Source organism: Haladaptatus sp. AB618 (assembly GCF_024136965.1).
Lineage (GTDB): Archaea > Halobacteriota > Halobacteria > Halobacteriales > Haladaptataceae > Haladaptatus.
The window spans coordinates 530,941-545,013 of the sequence record NZ_JAMYJX010000001.1; the positions used below are offsets into that span (position 1 = coordinate 530,941).

Below are 14,073 nucleotides of genomic sequence, written 5' to 3' on the forward strand. Positions count from 1 at the left end.
GGTGGCTGCGAATTGACCGGATAATGAACTGTGGGACAAAAGACATATATGTTAGGGGAGTAGACAATGGCGATTCGTAGCCTCCTCGGAAAACTGCTCGTGGGAGTGATGACGGTCCTCCTCGTGAGCGCTGGCGGACTGGGCGTGGCGCTCACGTCCGGAATCGTGACGGTCGGGCAACCGAGCGTCGACAACGTCGACGCCGCGTGGGGCGGCGTCAGCGCGAAGACGACCGAAATTCGGACGAACATCGACGTGAACAATCCCAGTTCGGTCGGGATGCCGGGTGTCGCGGACCTCGATTATCGGGTGGACATGAACGACGTGACCGTGGCGAACGGGAAAAAGGAGAACATCGGATTACCGTCCGGACGGTCCACGATTTCGATGAAGACACGCATGGACAACCGAAAGATACCGGCGTGGTGGGCGAGCCACATCAACAACGGCGAGAAGACGACGGTCAGTATCTCGCCGACGGTCAGCGTTCCGCTGTATTCGAAGCGACTTCCCGCACAGAAACGGACGTTCCGGACCGACCTGCTCAGCGCGTTCGACAGCAACGAGACGCGTACGATGACCGCTGGAAACCGGGAAATCCTGCGGGTGACGAAAACGAACGCATCGTGGGGACACGCCACGACGGAGCGGACGCCGCTGTCCGTCAACGCGACCGTCGAGAACCCGACCAGCGGCGAGGTGGTCTTCTCACAGTTGGGATATACGATCACGATGAACAACGTGACCGTCGCCAACGGAACGACCGACGGCGAGGTACACATGAAACCGGGGAAGACGACCACGTTCGGTATCGACTCGACGTTCGACAACGGCAAACTGCCGGAGTGGTGGGAAAACCACGTGGAGAACGGCGAGAAGACGACGATGGACGTGCAGTTTTACGCGGTCATGCACGACAACGGAACCACGCAAAACGTCGACCTCCCATTCCTGAGCAAGCGTATCGTCTTTACGACCGACGTACTCGGTAGCGGGAAGACGACGACGAAGGTCGTTCCACGCGACGGAAACTCGTCGTTCGCGCCGCCCGAACTCGAATCCGTCGAGAGTAACTGGATCGTTCCTGCGACGGGTGACACCGGCGTTCGAACCCGAGCGACCGTCGTAAACCCGAACGAACCGGGGTCGGTGTTCGCAAAGCACCTCTCGGTCGATGCGGGGTATCGCGTGTCGATGAACGACGTCCCGCTGGTCGAGGGTGAGACGGCCCGCCAAATCGAGTCAGGAAAAACACATCTCGACTTTACCGAAAGGATCTCTGATGAGAAGATCCAACGCTGGTGGGTCAGTCACGTCAACAACGGCGAGAGGACCGACCGCGTTATCGAGCGTAACGTGACCGTGGATGCCGGGTTTGCCCGACTGCCCGTCGGTGGCAAAGCCGACCGGGGAACGATAACGACCGATATGCTCGGCCCCGTCGATTCGACGTCGAGTCAGTCGTTCTCGGTCGCCGGGCAGGAGATCGGACGAATCTCCGATGTGCAGGCGAACTGGGGCCACGCGACGATGGAGAAGACACCCATCGACGCATCCGCGACCGTCGAAAACGATCGGAGTCAGTCGATTCATATCGTCGAAGTCGGATCACGTGTGACGATGAACGGCATCGTCCTTTCGGACGAATCGAGGCAGAAATCCGTCGAGGTCCGCCCGCACAGCGAGGCGACGATTCGGGATACGATGACCCTCGACAACTCGAAACTCGGCCCGTGGTGGAAGACACACCTTCAGAATGGTGAGAAGAGCACGCTCGAAGTCAGCTATTACGTCGTCGTCGAATACCACGGCTACACCGAACGGATCGATCTCGATTCGCTGAACTACCGGAAGACGGTGACCACGAACATCCTCGGAAACTCGACGGCCTGAGACACGTTCGTCCTGTTTCCGTGTTGATTTCCAGCCACACGTTCGTAATTCCCGACGCAATTTATTTGTGTGTGAAGGTAAATACTCGCGTATGCCTTCGAGACGTGCCGTGCTAGCATCCCTGTCGGCCGCCGTGGTGGGCGGGGGTCTCGCTGGCTGTTCCGCGTTTGCATCCGTCGGTGGATTCGTCCGAAAGAAGGAGATAACCGGCAAACGTCGAACCAGCGGCGGTCTTCGTGACGAAACCATCGTCAGCGTCGGGCTAACGAAACCGAGCGACGAACCGATAATGGACGTCGCGAAGGAGTGGGCTGACCGCTTTTCCAACCCGGGGGAGTTACACGTCTCGACTACGCTCAACGACCTCCTACGGGACGAATACGAGGAGTTCGGCTACGTCATCGGCGTCTGTAGCAAGGATTGGTCGGGTGGTGGTGACCGGATCGGGTGTTACACCGCCTCCACGAAACGCGAGGACTTCAACCGGGCACAGGTCGGGGACCACGTGAAAGCCAGTTACTCCGATTCGTCCATCGAGATTCACGGCGTCGAAGGGACGTAACGTCCGAGCGAGCGAAAAATAAGTGCGTGTTTTTGGAATTCAGTCGCGCCGGGCGAGCAGTGCCACTGCGGCGAGCGCGACGACTGCGACACCGATGCCGAAACCGGGTTGGCCAGATTCACTCTTCGATTCCTTCACCCGTTCATCCATACCAGTTTTCCCGTTCGGCCACACACGTCGAACCATGACGTGGCGCGACCTGTTCGACCGAGCGGCGCGGTTCGAAACGGACATCGAGACGATTCGGAAGACGCTCGCGGAGCGACGCGATGAGTGACCCAAATCCCGCCCGCCTCGCCGTCGATGCCGACGTGTTGGCGGCGGACGTACTCGTCGGCGGCAGTGCCCGCGAGGCGATGGACATCGTCCGTGCACACTCGTGGGTCGAACTCGTCGCCAGCAACGAACTACTCGACGATGCCGAGGAAGTCATCCGTGAACTGGCCGACGACGAGTTGGCCGATGACTGGCGAGAAACGGTCGAGGATCTGCGAATCGAGGTGGAACAGACACCCGGAGACCATCCCGCCCTCGCCAGTGCACACGCGGGCAACGCGGCCCACATCCTCTCCTACGACGACTCCCTGCGGAGCGCGGAAACGGCAAGTGCGCTTCAGGGCCGGATTCCGGTCAGCGTGAAGCGCCCCGACGGGTTCGTGACCCTGTTCGACCCCGAGAGCCTGTACGACGCGGTGGTCGGCGGGGAGTACCCGGGGCCGGACCACGATTCGCGGGAGTAACTGCAAACGTCGAAAACGACCCTCGCTACCTCTCAGCCAACCAGTCCGCGAACTTCGCCAGTGCGCGGCCGCGGTGTGAGATGGCGTTTTTCTCCTCGGTGCTCATCTCCGCGAGCGTCTTCCCTTCGTGTTCGAAGATGGGATCGTAGCCGAATCCGCCGTCGCCGCGGGGCGCGACGAGCGTGCCCGGAACCGCGCCGGAGAACGTCTCGGCGGTCTCGCCGTCGTAGTACGCGACGACACAGCGGAAGTGTGCGCGGCGGTTCTCCTCCCCCTCCGCGAGTTGCCACACGCGCTCGACGCCGAGAGTGTCCTCGACGTAGGCCGAGTACGGTCCCGGAAACCCGCCGACGGAATCGATGAACAGTCCCGCGTCGTCCACGATTATCGGGTCGTCGTCGCCCGTCTCCTCGAACGCCTCGCGCGCGCCGTGGAGCGCGATTTCGGCGAGGTCGTCGCTCTGGACTTCCGTGTAGTCGTAGTCGATCTGGCGAACCTCGTCGTCCAGATACTCGCGTGCCTCCCGAACCTTTCCCTCGTTGCCGGTGACGAATCGAATCATACGCGAGAGAGGGATGTGCGGGGAAAAAGAAGCGTCGAATCAGTCGTCGTCGACGATGACTTCGACGGGTTCGTTCTCGGCTTCGGACTTGCCTTCCTTCTCGCTCTCCAAGTAGAACATCAGGCCGGCGACGGCGAGGATGACCCACGAGCGCCAGTTGGCGAGGTTGAGCGTGTAGCCGACGCCGAACGGTTTCTCGACGAGCATTCCCTCGCCCGGCTTCCAGTACGCCGAGAGCATTCGCCCGACGCTGGGGCGTTCGAAGTTGTACGGGACACCGAAGAGCGTTCCTGACGTTTCTTTGTCGGACATGTGATAGACATTGTCCGCACCTATTATAGCGTTTGGGGCATCGGATTGCAAGGCGACGGAGGGTCCGTTTCGGATGTCGTTCGGGAGTCGATACGGACGAAGAAGCGGATTCGAAAACGAGTTCGTTCTCACTGATACCGGCCGCGGCCTTCGATCTCACGGAGTTGGTCGAGAACGAGGTCGTCGCCGGTCTCCTCGTAGGCGGATTCGAACTCGCGCTGGAGGTCCTCCGCGTCGTCGGCGGTCCCGGCGAGGCTCTGGCTGAAGACGTGCAGATCCATCGCGTAGTCCTCCACGTCGTCCGAGTAGTAGCCCAGTCCGAAGTCGATGGCGTAGGTTCGGTCGGCCGAACACCGGAAGTTCCGCGTCGTCGGGTCGCCGTGAACGATACCCTCGCGGTGGAGCGTGCCGAGGTGACGGCCCACGTCCCGCACGCGGTCGGCGGTGAGTTCGTCGCGCAAATCCGCCTCGCCGACGCGTTCGAACTCGATGGAAAATTCGGCGAGATCGATGTCGTAGACGACCGGCGTCGGGACGCCAGCGCGTCGGGCGTCGCTCGTCAGGCGCGCTTCGAGCGTCGTGCGCTCCTTGCGAAGCGTCGCGTCGAGTTCGGGATGGCGGTAGGATTTGGGCGTCCGGCGCTTTTCGACGCGCTCGGGACCGATGTCCACAGTCGCTTCCGCGCCGCGAACCTCGCGCTCGTCGGGGTGCCGAAGCACGTCGGGGGCTTCCGTCCCACGCCACGACACGGCGACTTGATCCGGGCGGAAGTTCGAGTTTACCGCGGATTCGGCAACCGGAATCGTGTCGCCCGCCGCGACCATCTCCGCGCCGAGCACCGCGATCATTCCGGCGTTGTCGCTCAAAAAGCGCGGTTCCGGCGCGTAGAACTTCGCCCCGCGCTGCTCGCACATCTCGGCGAGCATCTCGCGCAGTCGAGCGTTGTTTCCGACACCGCCGCCGAGGACGAGTTCGTCCCGGCCGGTCAGCGAGAGGGCGCGCTCGGCCACCTCGGTCAGCATGGCGAAGATGTTCTCCTGCAGGGAAAAGCACACGTCCGGAATCTCGTGACCGTCGTCGACGGCCTGCTTCGCCGCGCTCATGATTCCCGAAAACGAGAAATCCATCCCCTTCACGACGTACGGCATGTCGATGTACTCGCCGTCCGCGGCGGCCTGCTCGACTTTCGGTCCGCCGGGGTGTGACCACCCGACGTGGCGCGTGAACTTGTCGATGGCGTTGCCGACGCCCGTGTCCATCGTTTCCCCGAGGACGCGGTACCGGCCGTTTCGGTAGCCCAGCACGTGAGCGTTGGCACCGCTCGCGTTCAGACAGACGGGCGAGTCGAACCCGGATCGTTGCCGCCCGATTTCGAGGTGGGCGACCATGTGATTCACGCCGACCAGCGGCACGTCCAACGTCTGTGAGAGCGCGCGGGCCGCCGTCCCGACGATACGCAGACACGGGCCGAGGCCCGGGCCGCGCGAGAAGGCGACGGCATCAACGGGCGACGCCCGTTTGCTCGATGAGCGAAGCTCATCGGTGTCGATATCACCGTCGGCCTCGGAGAGTGCCGTTTCGATGACGCGCGGAATCGCCTCGCTCATGTGCTCGGCGGCTTCGCGCGGATGAATGCCGCCGCTCTCCGGTTGGTAGGCGTCGGTTTCGATAAAAACGGAATCGGTGTTCGAATCGTAGACGGACGCGCTGGCCGCCCACGCGGTACCCTCAACGCCGAGGATTCGCATTTACTTCCACTCGGTGTAGCTGCACTTGCCACAGTGAAGCCGGTCACCGTGGTCCGCGAGGAACGTGTCGCCACAGCGCGGGCACTGCTCGCGCTCGGTCGTGCCGTCGTCGTTGTAGAGTTCGTTTCGCGCCATTATTCAGCCTCCTCGGCTTCCGGTTCCGCCTCGCCTTCGGAGTCGGCCGTGATCTTGTTTCGTTCGAGCATGTACTCCTGCTCGACGTCACGGGCGTGTTCGGAGCTGTCGTAGACCTTCGCGTAGCCGACGGTCTTTCGCATCCCGAACTTCGTGTTCATCTCGTGAACGACGACTTCGTCCGCGTTCTTGTCGAGTTTCGCCGCGAGGCTGTCGCGCACCGAGAGGCGCGAGGGCGTTGCCTCGTCGTGAACGATCTGGAACCGCACTTCAGTCCGGTGGAGCATTGGATTTTGCTCCTGTGAGAGGATTTCGACTTCCATGTGTAACACTCAGTTATAGTGTTCTTCTCCCCGAAGCGTGTAAAAGGATTTCGAAGTGGGCGATTCCACTGGAACGCGATTACAGTGGAAGCCACGGCGAACGGAGGTCGTGATGGGGAAAATGCCACCGCTCCTCCCGTCCTGCCTCGACGCGATATTCGATGACGCCGTCGAACAGCGGTTCGAGGGCTGTCACGAGTTCGTGGTCGTACGGTCGCGGCAGGACGTAGTGACCCATCCCGTTCGCGCCGCGGACTTGCCCACCGACGATGCCGAGGAACTGCCGAACGAGCGTCGGATCGTACCGGGTCAACATCGACCCGAGCGAGTCGAGGCCGAGTCGGAGTTCGCCCGGTTGAAAGTTCCTCGACCCCTCGAACGACGTTATCGTCTCCGAAATAGAACTAGTGAGCTCCCGAATCCCCGAATCGACATCGACGACCGGCGCGGAAATGTGGGGTGGTATCGACACGCCTTCGTGTGAGATGACGGTGGCGTTCTCGTCCAACGCCGTCGTCGGCAATCGTTCGTACACCACTGTCCGTGGCGTTCCCGAGAGAACGGCAACGCGAAATCGACGCTCTTCGGGGTCGCCGAACAGCTTTCGGCTTGCCGCTGAGAGCACGGAATCCGGAACGGAACCGACGAGTAGGAGGTTACACCCCTCCCGTTTCAACCGCTGGAGCGTTCGCTCGAACTCCAGCGCACGCGTCTCGTCGGTTCCACTTTTCCGCATCGTGATACAATTGTGAAACCAGCCTAATAAACTGTTTCACCTCCTGTTAGCGGCGGTCAGCGTAACCGACGAGCGAGAACAACCGCTCGACGTCGCCGTCCATGCGCGCCAACAGGTCGGCAACGTCGGTTTGTAGGTCGGACGTGACGCTCGTGAGAACCATCCCTTCGTTCGGCTGTCCGTAGACGACGCTTCCACCGACCGGCACGGCGAGCACCGCCGGAAGCGCGGCGAGGTCCTCCTCCCCGTCCACGACGAGAACGGTCGATGCGTCCGCCTCGATCGCGTCGGCGAGCGCCATAAGGAGGTCGTCCGTGAGGACGCCGGCCGGGTTCTCCACCGGAACGCGTCGCGCGTCGTCGCTGACGGCGTCCCGGATTTCGGGGTCGACGGCGTCGCGTTTGGTGATCCCGTCCACGAGCGCGACGTCCGGCGTGACGCCAGCCGATTCGAGGTGATACGTGACGACGTCGCCGACGGCGACTAGCGGTCGCTCGGCCGATTCGAGAAGCGTCTCCGCGTCGGTGAAAATCGGTCCGAGCGGTTCCTTTAGCTCTCCACGCAACGCGCGGGGAAGCGAGACGACTGTTTCTGACACGTCCCTATCTGACTTTCAGCGCGTAGCTTCCCGGCTCCGTTACTTCCATCTCCCGCCCGATTTCGCTCTCCTCGGGGTGGGCGATGGAGACGTAGCCGCTCCAGTCCTCGGTGAGGCTGGTGGAGTTACAGACGGGACAGATTTCCTCGTCCGGCTCCACGACGGCGTGGCAGTCACGGCAGGCGAGGCGATTGCTCGCCATCGTTATTCGCTCTCCGTCGTCGCGTGGCGCTTCTGACGGTCTTCTTTCAGCCAGCCGTGTTTACCGAGGCCGACCTGCTTCGCCGTGAGACCGATCTTGCTCTCACGCGGGTTGCGTTCGTCGATGCTCTTGGTGACGATACGCGTGCGAACGGAGTCGCCGACGCCGAGCGTGCGGTTGGACTCGCGGGAGGCGAGCGCTTGGCCCTCCTCGTCGAACGCGAGGTATTCGTCCGAAATCTGGGAGACGTGGAGCAGGCCGTCCACCGGCCCGATGCCGACGAACGCCCCGAAGTTGACGACTTCGACGACTTCGCCGTCCACGACTTCCTGCATCTGCGGGTCGAACGTCAGCGCGTCGAACTCCGCTTCGTAGTAGACGCCGGGACGGTTCGGCAGCACTGCACCTTCGCCGATGTCGTGAACTTCGGTGACGCTGACGACGCTTCCGACGTCCTCGTCCATCCGTCCTTCGAGTTTGTCCTGTAGTAACCGTTTCACCAGGTCCGGCGTAACGTCTGCGAGGAACTGGGGAGGTACTTCGACCGTGTCCTTCAATCTGGCCCGTTTATACATGCTATGGTTGAGTGATTGCGAGTTTGTTCTTCCCCCTTATATGGATTACCGATACGCCAGCGTCGAGCAGGCGTGTACGAAGGGGTGCGTCGTTCGTGACGACGAAGTCGAACTCGGGTCCGAGTTCGACCAATGCGTCGTCGGCGTACGATTCCTCGTGGTCGATGGTTCGACATCGCGTCGCCAAATCGGCTCCCACACTCGCGGCGGTCGCCTCCTTGCCGTTGCCCTGTGACAGTCCGTCGAGTTCGGTGACGACGGCGCGAGGGGTGACACACTCGAACTGGCCCAATAGCCGGTCGAGTTCGTCGAACACCCTGACGCCACATTCGACGGGCATCATGAGGGCACTGGTATCCATGACGACGGTGTGAACCATCAGTTCTGGGTCGTGAGGGTTCCGATGCCGATGAGCCGCCAGCGTGCGCCGATACGGCGGTTGATGGCGATTTTCGCCCCTTCAGCCGCACAGACGGGACGCTTGAGCGAGACTTCACACTCGTCGTCGCGCGCGCTGGTGACGGCACCGACCGTCGTCGCCGTTCCGACCGTCAGCATGAGCGGTTCGCCCGTGCTGATTTCGTCCACGTTCTGCTCGTCCATGCCGACGAGACGTTCGAGCAGATCGACTTTCATCGTGAACTGCTCCCACGTCGGCGGGAGACTGCCGGGGGTCCCTGCGACCTGTCCGGCCAGCGCGTCACCCTTGGTGAGGCTCGGGTCGAGACCCGTTCCGACGCCGAGTAGGCCGCCGGGCGTGGCTTCGTCCACCATCTCGCCACCCGCTTGGAGGGACCGAACGTCGGTCTGGATGGGTTCCCACTGCGTTTGGCCGCCTTCTTCCACTTCGCGTCCGGGACGGAGTTCGAGTTCGTCGCCCGCGTTGAGCTTTCCTTGAACGAGACTGCCGCCGAGCACGCCGCCAGTGAGACTGTCCCACGTCGTGCCGGGACGGTTGATGTCGAAACTGCGAGCGACGTACATCTGTGGGTCGTCGTTCGGGTCCTGTTCCGGTGTCGGGATCTCCTCCTCGATGGCCTGAATCAGCAGGTCGATGTTGACCTCCTGTTGGGCGCTGATCGGGACGACTGGCGCGTCCTCCGCGACCGTCCCTTCCACGAACTCCTGAATCTGTTCGTAGTTACGTCGCGCGCGGTCGGGACTGACGAGGTCGATCTTGTTCTGTGCGATGACGATGTTCTCGATGCCGATGATGTCGAGCGCCATCAGGTGCTCTTCGGTCTGGGCCTGCGGAACGTTCTCCGTGGCCGAGACGACGAGCACTGCGCCGTCCATCAGCGACGCTCCCGAGAGCATGGTCGCCATGAGCGTTTCGTGGCCGGGCGCGTCCACGAACGATACTGTTCGAATCGGTTCGCTTTCCGAACCGTCGGCGCACGTCTCGTCTACCGTGTAGCACTCCGGTGCGTCCACGCCAGGGCACTGCCTGAACGTCGCGTCCGCGTATCCGAGTCTGATAGAAATCCCCCGCTTCATCTCCTCGGAGTGCTGGTCGGTCCATTCGCCGGAAAGAGCCTGCACGAGCGTTGTCTTTCCGTGGTCTACGTGGCCGACGAGTCCGATATTCACCTCCGGTTGGTTGTGTGTTCCTGTCAACGTTGACCTCCTGAAGTAATCTTGTCGTAGATTCGGCCCGAACGACTGATAAACCTACTGTTCTCGCATCGAGCGAGTTCCTGACAAGGACGTTACAAAAATGTAATTCACATAACGTTTTATCCGCTACCCGACGAAACTACTCCCATGAGCAGCGACACCGAGTTACAGGAGTGTGAGGACTGTCTTGCTCCGGCGAAAGCGTTCTCGGTCATCGCCAACGAGACGCGCCTCTCGATTCTGGAGGCGCTCTGGCAGGCCCCGGAACGACCAGTCGGCTTTTCCGAACTTCGAAAGGAGGTCGGGATGCGCGACAGCGCCCAGTTCAACTACCATCTGAAACAGCTGACCGACCACTTCGTCGTTCGAACCGACGAGGGCTACGACTTCCGCCAGGCCGGAAAGAAGGTCGTGAGCGCGGTGCTGGCGGGTTCGTTCAACGAACATCCGCATCTCGACCCCATCGAACTGGACGAGACGTGCGCCGCCTGTGGTTCCCACCTCCGAGCGACGTACGAGGAGGAGACGCTGACGGTGGCCTGTCCCGACTGCGGGAAGGCCCACGGCAACTATCCGTTCCCACCGGGCGGTCTGAACGACCGTACCAGCGACGAAATCATGGACGCGTTCAATCAGCGCGTGCGCCACCTCCACTGTCTCGCCGCCGACGGGGTGTGTCCGGAGTGCAACGGGAAGATGAGAACGACGGTGAAGAAGGATACGGAGAACGTCCTCGGAACGAAGGTCAGGGTGGACCACCACTGCGAGCAGTGCCATCACCAACTCCATTCCACGGTCGGACTGTCGCTTCTGGACCAGTCGCGGGTCGTCACGTTCTACAGCGACCACGGCATCGACCTCTGTACGAAGCCGTTCTGGTCGCTCTCGTGGTGTGTGGGCGACGAAACCACGACGATTCTCGGGGACGACCCGTGGCGAATCCGAGTCTCGATAACGCTTTCCGACGAGACCCTCGACGTCACCCTCGACGCCGACATGAACGTCGTCGAAATCGATCAGAGCTGTCCGTCGGCAACCGACGCCGAGAGCGTCGCCTGACACCGAAATTACAGGAACGCGTTTCAGTATCGGATCCTACAGAAGTGTTCTTCAGCTAACATATTTGTCGGTAGCTCCCCTTCGTTCAAACGAGGAGAGCCACCATGAAGTACGAAACCACCGTCGGATTTGCTGAACTGAACCCCACCTTCGACATCGTCCGCCGAGCGCTCGCCGCGCTACTCGCGCTTGTGCTCGGAACCGCTGTTGCACTTGCTATCGGCCTCGTCTTCGTCTACGGTGCGGCGATGGTCGGTGCAACACTCCCCGCTATGCTCGTCGCGTGGGCGGCTATCTTCGGAATTCTCGTCTTGCTCCCGTTCCTCGTCGTCCGAACGATGGCGAGCGTGTTTACGGCGTTGGAACTCTGAACGAATCGTTTGTGATTTCGGGTTACGGCGGGAACGTGGGGTTGTTGGATTCGTTTGTCGATTCCAACCGAGACGACACCGGTTTTGTTGTGGTTCGTTTGTAGCAACTGCGATGACGATGCGGAGCGCTTCCGTGCTCCCGTTTGCAACCTCACGAGAACTACGTTCAGTCGTCTCGCGCGACGGCGCACGGCCGTGCGCCGTGCGCTACTCGGACGTAACGTTCGTCTTCTGGACGACGTCGCCGTCGTGAACGACCGTCAGCGTGAATTTCCGGTTCGGACCGCCGTCCGGAATTTCGACGGTTGCGGTGTAGTTCGCCAGCGCGGGGCACCCTCGCTCGGCTTTTCCCGTTTCTTTCCGACTATTCACCCGGAGCATGTAGTCTCGCCAGCCGTTTTTCACCAGTTTCGGCTGGTCGAGCGAATGTGCGGCGTCGGGGACGCTCACGTTTCCGGTGACGACGAGGAGCGACCGTCCGCTCGCGTTGCGCCGGGTCACTTCGACGCGGTTCGCCGGTGATGGGACACAGCCACCCCCCGTGCTTACCGCGTCGACGAGTTTCGGTTCCACCGGTTTCTTCTCGACGTCGACCTGCGTCGTTCGGTCGAGAACTCCGGCGTCGCTGCAACCCGCGAGGAGGACGGAAACGACGACGAGGCCGGCGAGGAATTGCGAGCGCATCGACGCTGTAATCACGCGTCGTCGGTATATGCTTTCCTCACGGACCCCGAACAGTTATCGCCGCTCGAACAGACCACGAAACCATGACAGCGCCAGCGGATCTGATCCTCACGAACGCGGAGGTGCACACCCTCGCGGACGACTCGGCGGGAAACGACGACGCGGACGACCGACCTGAAGCGGTCGCGGTCCGGGACGGGGAAATCGTTCGCGTCGATTCGGCGTACGAGGTGAACTTCCTGAACGGAGTCCAAACCGAAGTCATCGACCTCGGCGGACGCGTCCTCCTGCCGGGATTCATCGACGCGCACACCCACATGCAGACCGTGGGGAGCTATCTGGTGAACGCCGACCTCTCGGACGCCGATTCACCTGCCGACTGCGTCGACCTGCTGGCCGAGTTGGACGAGGACCGCGATTCGAACGACCACGAGTGGGTCCTGGGCTACGGCTTCGACGAGAGCATGTGGGACGAGTCGCGCTATCTCACCCGCGAGGACCTCGATTCGGTGAGCGAAACCCGTCCCGTCGCCGCGTTCCGCGAGGACCTGCACGTCGCCTCGGTCAACGGCGTGGTGCTCGACCGACTGGGCGACGAGATGCCCGAGGAGGACGTCGAGACCGAGGACGGCGAACCGACCGGCGTCATCGTGGAGGACGCGGTCAACGCCGTCTACGAGGCCATCGAACCCGACGCCGAGACGACCCGCGAACTCCTGCTGGCGGCCCAGCGCGACGCCCACGAGAAGGGCGTCACCGGGGTCCACGACATGTGTCGGCAATCCCGTTCGCCGGTGGTGTACCGCCGACTCGAACTGGAGGGTGACCTGACCATGCGCGTCCGCATCAACTACTGGAGCGACCACATCGAGGCCGCGGAGGAGGTCGGTCTCGTGACGAACCACGGCAGTTCGTTGGTGACGACGGGCGCGATAAAGTCGTTCACCGACGGCAGTTTCGGCGGTCGGACGGCGAAGCTCTTGGAACCGTACGCCGATGCGGAGGAGGTCGTCGATGCGGACGCCGACGACGTGACCGGCCAGTGGGTCGTCTCCCCCGAGGAACTGGACGACATCGTCACGCGGGCGGACGGTGCCGGATTTCAGGTGACGGCCCACGCCATCGGCGACGAGGCGATCGAGGCCGTGCTGGACGCCTTCGACGAGACCGGGGACGCGGGCGAGAAGCGCCACCGGGTCGAGCACGTCGAACTCGTGACGGACGAACAGATCGAGCGGTTCGCGGAGTCGGGCGTAATCGCCTCGGTGCAACCGAACTTCCTGAAGTGGGCGCAACCGGGCGGCCTGTACGACGCTCGACTGGGCGAGGAGCGCCGGAAGCAGACGAACCGCTACCGCACTCTGCTCGATGCGGGTGCACATCTCGCGTTCGGCAGCGACTGCATGCCCCTCGACCCACTGCTCGGGATTCACCAAACCGTCAACGCGCCCGTCGAGGAACAGCAGCTTTCCGTGACGGAAGCGCTCCGCGCGTACACGCTCGGGGCGGCCTACGCCGGATTCGACGAGGACGACCTCGGCACCGTCGAAGTCGGCAAGAGGGCCGACTTCACCGTCCTCGACCGCTCGCCGTGGAAACACGCCGACGACATCGAAAACATCGACGTGGCGATGACCGTCGTGGACGGCGTCGTCGCTTTCGACGGACGGAACGATTAAGCCGTTTCCAGACAGTTCTCGATCATGTCCTTCGCCCTCCCCATCCTCTTCCCCATCCCCATTCCCCTCGCCGCCGAACTCGGCGGCATCTTCGTCCTCTTCTTTCTCTTCGCCATCGGTGGCCCGCTCGTCCTCTGGTGGCTCATCGATACGGAATCGGACCGCGAGGAGACCGAGCATCACGACTGGTCGAGCGCCGAACGCGCCGCCCGCCGCGACACGCGCGACGACCGGCGATAACGGGAACTGAACTCGTTTTTCGAGTCGTATTCCGCGG

The 14,073-nt window shown here is 62.4% G+C and carries 20 protein-coding genes; 7 read left to right on the forward strand and 13 right to left on the reverse strand.

Annotation, left to right across the window (positions count from 1 at the left end; genetic code table 11):
* Positions 1 to 66 precede the first annotated feature (66 nt).
* Positions 67 to 1,893: an LEA type 2 family protein gene (locus NKF26_RS02755; protein ID WP_253225230.1), complete on the forward strand. Its 1,827-nt coding sequence runs from the start codon at positions 67 to 69 to the stop codon at positions 1,891 to 1,893.
* Positions 1,894 to 1,984: 91 nt separating this feature from the next.
* Positions 1,985 to 2,455 (forward strand): hypothetical protein, encoded by a 471-nt coding sequence (locus NKF26_RS02760; protein ID WP_253225231.1) that lies wholly within the window; start codon positions 1,985 to 1,987, stop codon positions 2,453 to 2,455.
* A gap of 39 nt (positions 2,456 to 2,494) precedes the next feature.
* Here NKF26_RS02760 and NKF26_RS02765 read toward each other — a convergent pair whose 3' ends face one another.
* Complete coding sequence (locus NKF26_RS02765; protein ID WP_253225232.1) at positions 2,495 to 2,605, reverse strand: PGF-CTERM sorting domain-containing protein; 111 nt, start codon at positions 2,603 to 2,605, stop codon at positions 2,495 to 2,497.
* Between the two features lie 119 nt (positions 2,606 to 2,724).
* Between NKF26_RS02765 and NKF26_RS02770 the strand changes: the two genes are divergently transcribed.
* Positions 2,725 to 3,195 (forward strand): hypothetical protein, encoded by a 471-nt coding sequence (locus tag NKF26_RS02770; RefSeq protein WP_253225233.1) that lies wholly within the window; start codon positions 2,725 to 2,727, stop codon positions 3,193 to 3,195.
* A 25-nt stretch (positions 3,196 to 3,220) separates the two neighbouring features.
* On the opposite strand, the gene NKF26_RS02775 is transcribed toward NKF26_RS02770, so the two are convergent.
* From NKF26_RS02775 to NKF26_RS02825, 11 genes are all read right to left on the reverse strand, one after another.
* On the reverse strand, positions 3,221 to 3,757 hold the full coding sequence (locus NKF26_RS02775; protein ID WP_253225234.1) for an XTP/dITP diphosphatase: 537 nt from the start codon (positions 3,755 to 3,757) through the stop codon (positions 3,221 to 3,223).
* Between the two features lie 39 nt (positions 3,758 to 3,796).
* The gene (locus NKF26_RS02780) at positions 3,797 to 4,069 is read right to left on the reverse strand and encodes a DUF5808 domain-containing protein (RefSeq protein WP_253225235.1); all 273 of its coding nucleotides are present in this window, start codon (positions 4,067 to 4,069) and stop codon (positions 3,797 to 3,799) included.
* A 128-nt stretch (positions 4,070 to 4,197) separates the two neighbouring features.
* Positions 4,198 to 5,817, reverse strand: a complete 1,620-nt coding sequence (locus NKF26_RS02785) for a bifunctional N(6)-L-threonylcarbamoyladenine synthase/serine/threonine protein kinase (protein ID WP_253225236.1) — start codon at positions 5,815 to 5,817, stop codon at positions 4,198 to 4,200.
* The gene (locus NKF26_RS02790) at positions 5,818 to 5,952 is read right to left on the reverse strand and encodes a 30S ribosomal protein S27ae (protein WP_253225237.1); all 135 of its coding nucleotides are present in this window, start codon (positions 5,950 to 5,952) and stop codon (positions 5,818 to 5,820) included.
* Entirely contained in the window at positions 5,952 to 6,275 is a 324-nt protein-coding gene (locus tag NKF26_RS02795) for a 30S ribosomal protein S24e (RefSeq protein WP_066140930.1), read from the reverse strand. The genes NKF26_RS02790 and NKF26_RS02795 overlap by 1 nt, the downstream gene beginning before the upstream one ends.
* A 79-nt stretch (positions 6,276 to 6,354) precedes the next feature.
* Positions 6,355 to 7,011: a hypothetical protein gene (locus tag NKF26_RS02800; RefSeq protein WP_253225238.1), complete on the reverse strand. Its 657-nt coding sequence runs from the start codon at positions 7,009 to 7,011 to the stop codon at positions 6,355 to 6,357.
* 46 nt (positions 7,012 to 7,057) lie between these two features.
* On the reverse strand, positions 7,058 to 7,609 hold the full coding sequence (locus NKF26_RS02805) for a DUF359 domain-containing protein (protein WP_253225239.1): 552 nt from the start codon (positions 7,607 to 7,609) through the stop codon (positions 7,058 to 7,060).
* A 4-nt stretch (positions 7,610 to 7,613) separates the two neighbouring features.
* Positions 7,614 to 7,811 carry a transcription elongation factor subunit Spt4 gene (gene spt4, locus NKF26_RS02810; RefSeq protein ID WP_066140939.1) on the reverse strand — a complete coding sequence of 66 codons (198 nt, stop codon included), beginning with the start codon at positions 7,809 to 7,811 and terminating at the stop codon, positions 7,614 to 7,616.
* A gap of 2 nt (positions 7,812 to 7,813) precedes the next feature.
* Complete coding sequence (locus NKF26_RS02815) at positions 7,814 to 8,386, reverse strand: DNA-directed RNA polymerase (RefSeq protein WP_066140942.1); 573 nt, start codon at positions 8,384 to 8,386, stop codon at positions 7,814 to 7,816.
* Between the two features lies 1 nt (position 8,387).
* Positions 8,388 to 8,765: a PIN domain-containing protein gene (locus tag NKF26_RS02820; protein WP_066140944.1), complete on the reverse strand. Its 378-nt coding sequence runs from the start codon at positions 8,763 to 8,765 to the stop codon at positions 8,388 to 8,390.
* Entirely contained in the window at positions 8,765 to 10,003 is a 1,239-nt protein-coding gene (locus NKF26_RS02825) for a translation initiation factor IF-2 subunit gamma (protein WP_253225240.1), read from the reverse strand. The genes NKF26_RS02820 and NKF26_RS02825 overlap by 1 nt, the downstream gene beginning before the upstream one ends.
* Positions 10,004 to 10,150: 147 nt before the next feature.
* Here NKF26_RS02825 and NKF26_RS02830 point away from each other — a divergent pair, with 147 nt between their 5' ends.
* Both NKF26_RS02830 and NKF26_RS02835 read left to right on the forward strand, forming a co-directional pair.
* A complete protein-coding gene (locus NKF26_RS02830) occupies positions 10,151 to 11,062 on the forward strand; it encodes a winged helix-turn-helix domain-containing protein (protein ID WP_253233970.1) in 912 nt (303 codons plus the stop codon).
* A gap of 104 nt (positions 11,063 to 11,166) precedes the next feature.
* Entirely contained in the window at positions 11,167 to 11,433 is a 267-nt protein-coding gene (locus tag NKF26_RS02835; RefSeq protein WP_253225242.1) for a hypothetical protein, read from the forward strand.
* A gap of 207 nt (positions 11,434 to 11,640) precedes the next feature.
* Here NKF26_RS02835 and NKF26_RS02840 read toward each other — a convergent pair whose 3' ends face one another.
* Positions 11,641 to 12,117 (reverse strand): hypothetical protein, encoded by a 477-nt coding sequence (locus NKF26_RS02840; RefSeq protein ID WP_253225243.1) that lies wholly within the window; start codon positions 12,115 to 12,117, stop codon positions 11,641 to 11,643.
* Positions 12,118 to 12,200: 83 nt separating this feature from the next.
* Here NKF26_RS02840 and NKF26_RS02845 point away from each other — a divergent pair, with 83 nt between their 5' ends.
* Complete coding sequence (locus NKF26_RS02845; protein ID WP_253225244.1) at positions 12,201 to 13,796, forward strand: amidohydrolase; 1,596 nt, start codon at positions 12,201 to 12,203, stop codon at positions 13,794 to 13,796.
* 24 nt (positions 13,797 to 13,820) lie between these two features.
* Positions 13,821 to 14,036, forward strand: a complete 216-nt coding sequence (locus tag NKF26_RS02850) for a hypothetical protein (protein ID WP_253233971.1) — start codon at positions 13,821 to 13,823, stop codon at positions 14,034 to 14,036.
* The last annotated feature ends 37 nt before the right edge of the window (positions 14,037 to 14,073 follow it).

Excerpts from the sequence above, each read along its gene's own strand:
- NKF26_RS02755 (WP_253225230.1), top strand. The coding sequence starts at position 67 with ATGGCGATTCGTAGCCTCCTCGGAAAACTGCTCGTGGGAGTGATGACG.
- NKF26_RS02760 (WP_253225231.1), top strand. The coding sequence starts at position 1,985 with ATGCCTTCGAGACGTGCCGTGCTAGCATCCCTGTCGGCCGCCGTGGTG.
- NKF26_RS02765 (WP_253225232.1), bottom strand. The coding sequence starts at position 2,605 with ATGGATGAACGGGTGAAGGAATCGAAGAGTGAATCTGGCCAACCCGGT.
- NKF26_RS02770 (WP_253225233.1), top strand. The coding sequence starts at position 2,725 with ATGAGTGACCCAAATCCCGCCCGCCTCGCCGTCGATGCCGACGTGTTG.
- NKF26_RS02775 (WP_253225234.1), bottom strand. The coding sequence starts at position 3,757 with ATGATTCGATTCGTCACCGGCAACGAGGGAAAGGTTCGGGAGGCACGC.
- NKF26_RS02780 (WP_253225235.1), bottom strand. The coding sequence starts at position 4,069 with ATGTCCGACAAAGAAACGTCAGGAACGCTCTTCGGTGTCCCGTACAAC.
- NKF26_RS02785 (WP_253225236.1), bottom strand. The coding sequence starts at position 5,817 with ATGCGAATCCTCGGCGTTGAGGGTACCGCGTGGGCGGCCAGCGCGTCC.
- NKF26_RS02790 (WP_253225237.1), bottom strand. The coding sequence starts at position 5,952 with ATGGCGCGAAACGAACTCTACAACGACGACGGCACGACCGAGCGCGAG.
- NKF26_RS02795 (WP_066140930.1), bottom strand. The coding sequence starts at position 6,275 with ATGGAAGTCGAAATCCTCTCACAGGAGCAAAATCCAATGCTCCACCGG.
- NKF26_RS02800 (WP_253225238.1), bottom strand. The coding sequence starts at position 7,011 with ATGCGGAAAAGTGGAACCGACGAGACGCGTGCGCTGGAGTTCGAGCGA.
- spt4 (WP_066140939.1), bottom strand. The coding sequence starts at position 7,811 with ATGGCGAGCAATCGCCTCGCCTGCCGTGACTGCCACGCCGTCGTGGAG.
- NKF26_RS02815 (WP_066140942.1), bottom strand. The coding sequence starts at position 8,386 with ATGTATAAACGGGCCAGATTGAAGGACACGGTCGAAGTACCTCCCCAG.
- NKF26_RS02820 (WP_066140944.1), bottom strand. The coding sequence starts at position 8,765 with ATGGTTCACACCGTCGTCATGGATACCAGTGCCCTCATGATGCCCGTC.
- NKF26_RS02830 (WP_253233970.1), top strand. The coding sequence starts at position 10,151 with ATGAGCAGCGACACCGAGTTACAGGAGTGTGAGGACTGTCTTGCTCCG.
- NKF26_RS02835 (WP_253225242.1), top strand. The coding sequence starts at position 11,167 with ATGAAGTACGAAACCACCGTCGGATTTGCTGAACTGAACCCCACCTTC.
- NKF26_RS02840 (WP_253225243.1), bottom strand. The coding sequence starts at position 12,117 with ATGCGCTCGCAATTCCTCGCCGGCCTCGTCGTCGTTTCCGTCCTCCTC.
- NKF26_RS02845 (WP_253225244.1), top strand. The coding sequence starts at position 12,201 with ATGACAGCGCCAGCGGATCTGATCCTCACGAACGCGGAGGTGCACACC.
- NKF26_RS02850 (WP_253233971.1), top strand. The coding sequence starts at position 13,821 with ATGTCCTTCGCCCTCCCCATCCTCTTCCCCATCCCCATTCCCCTCGCC.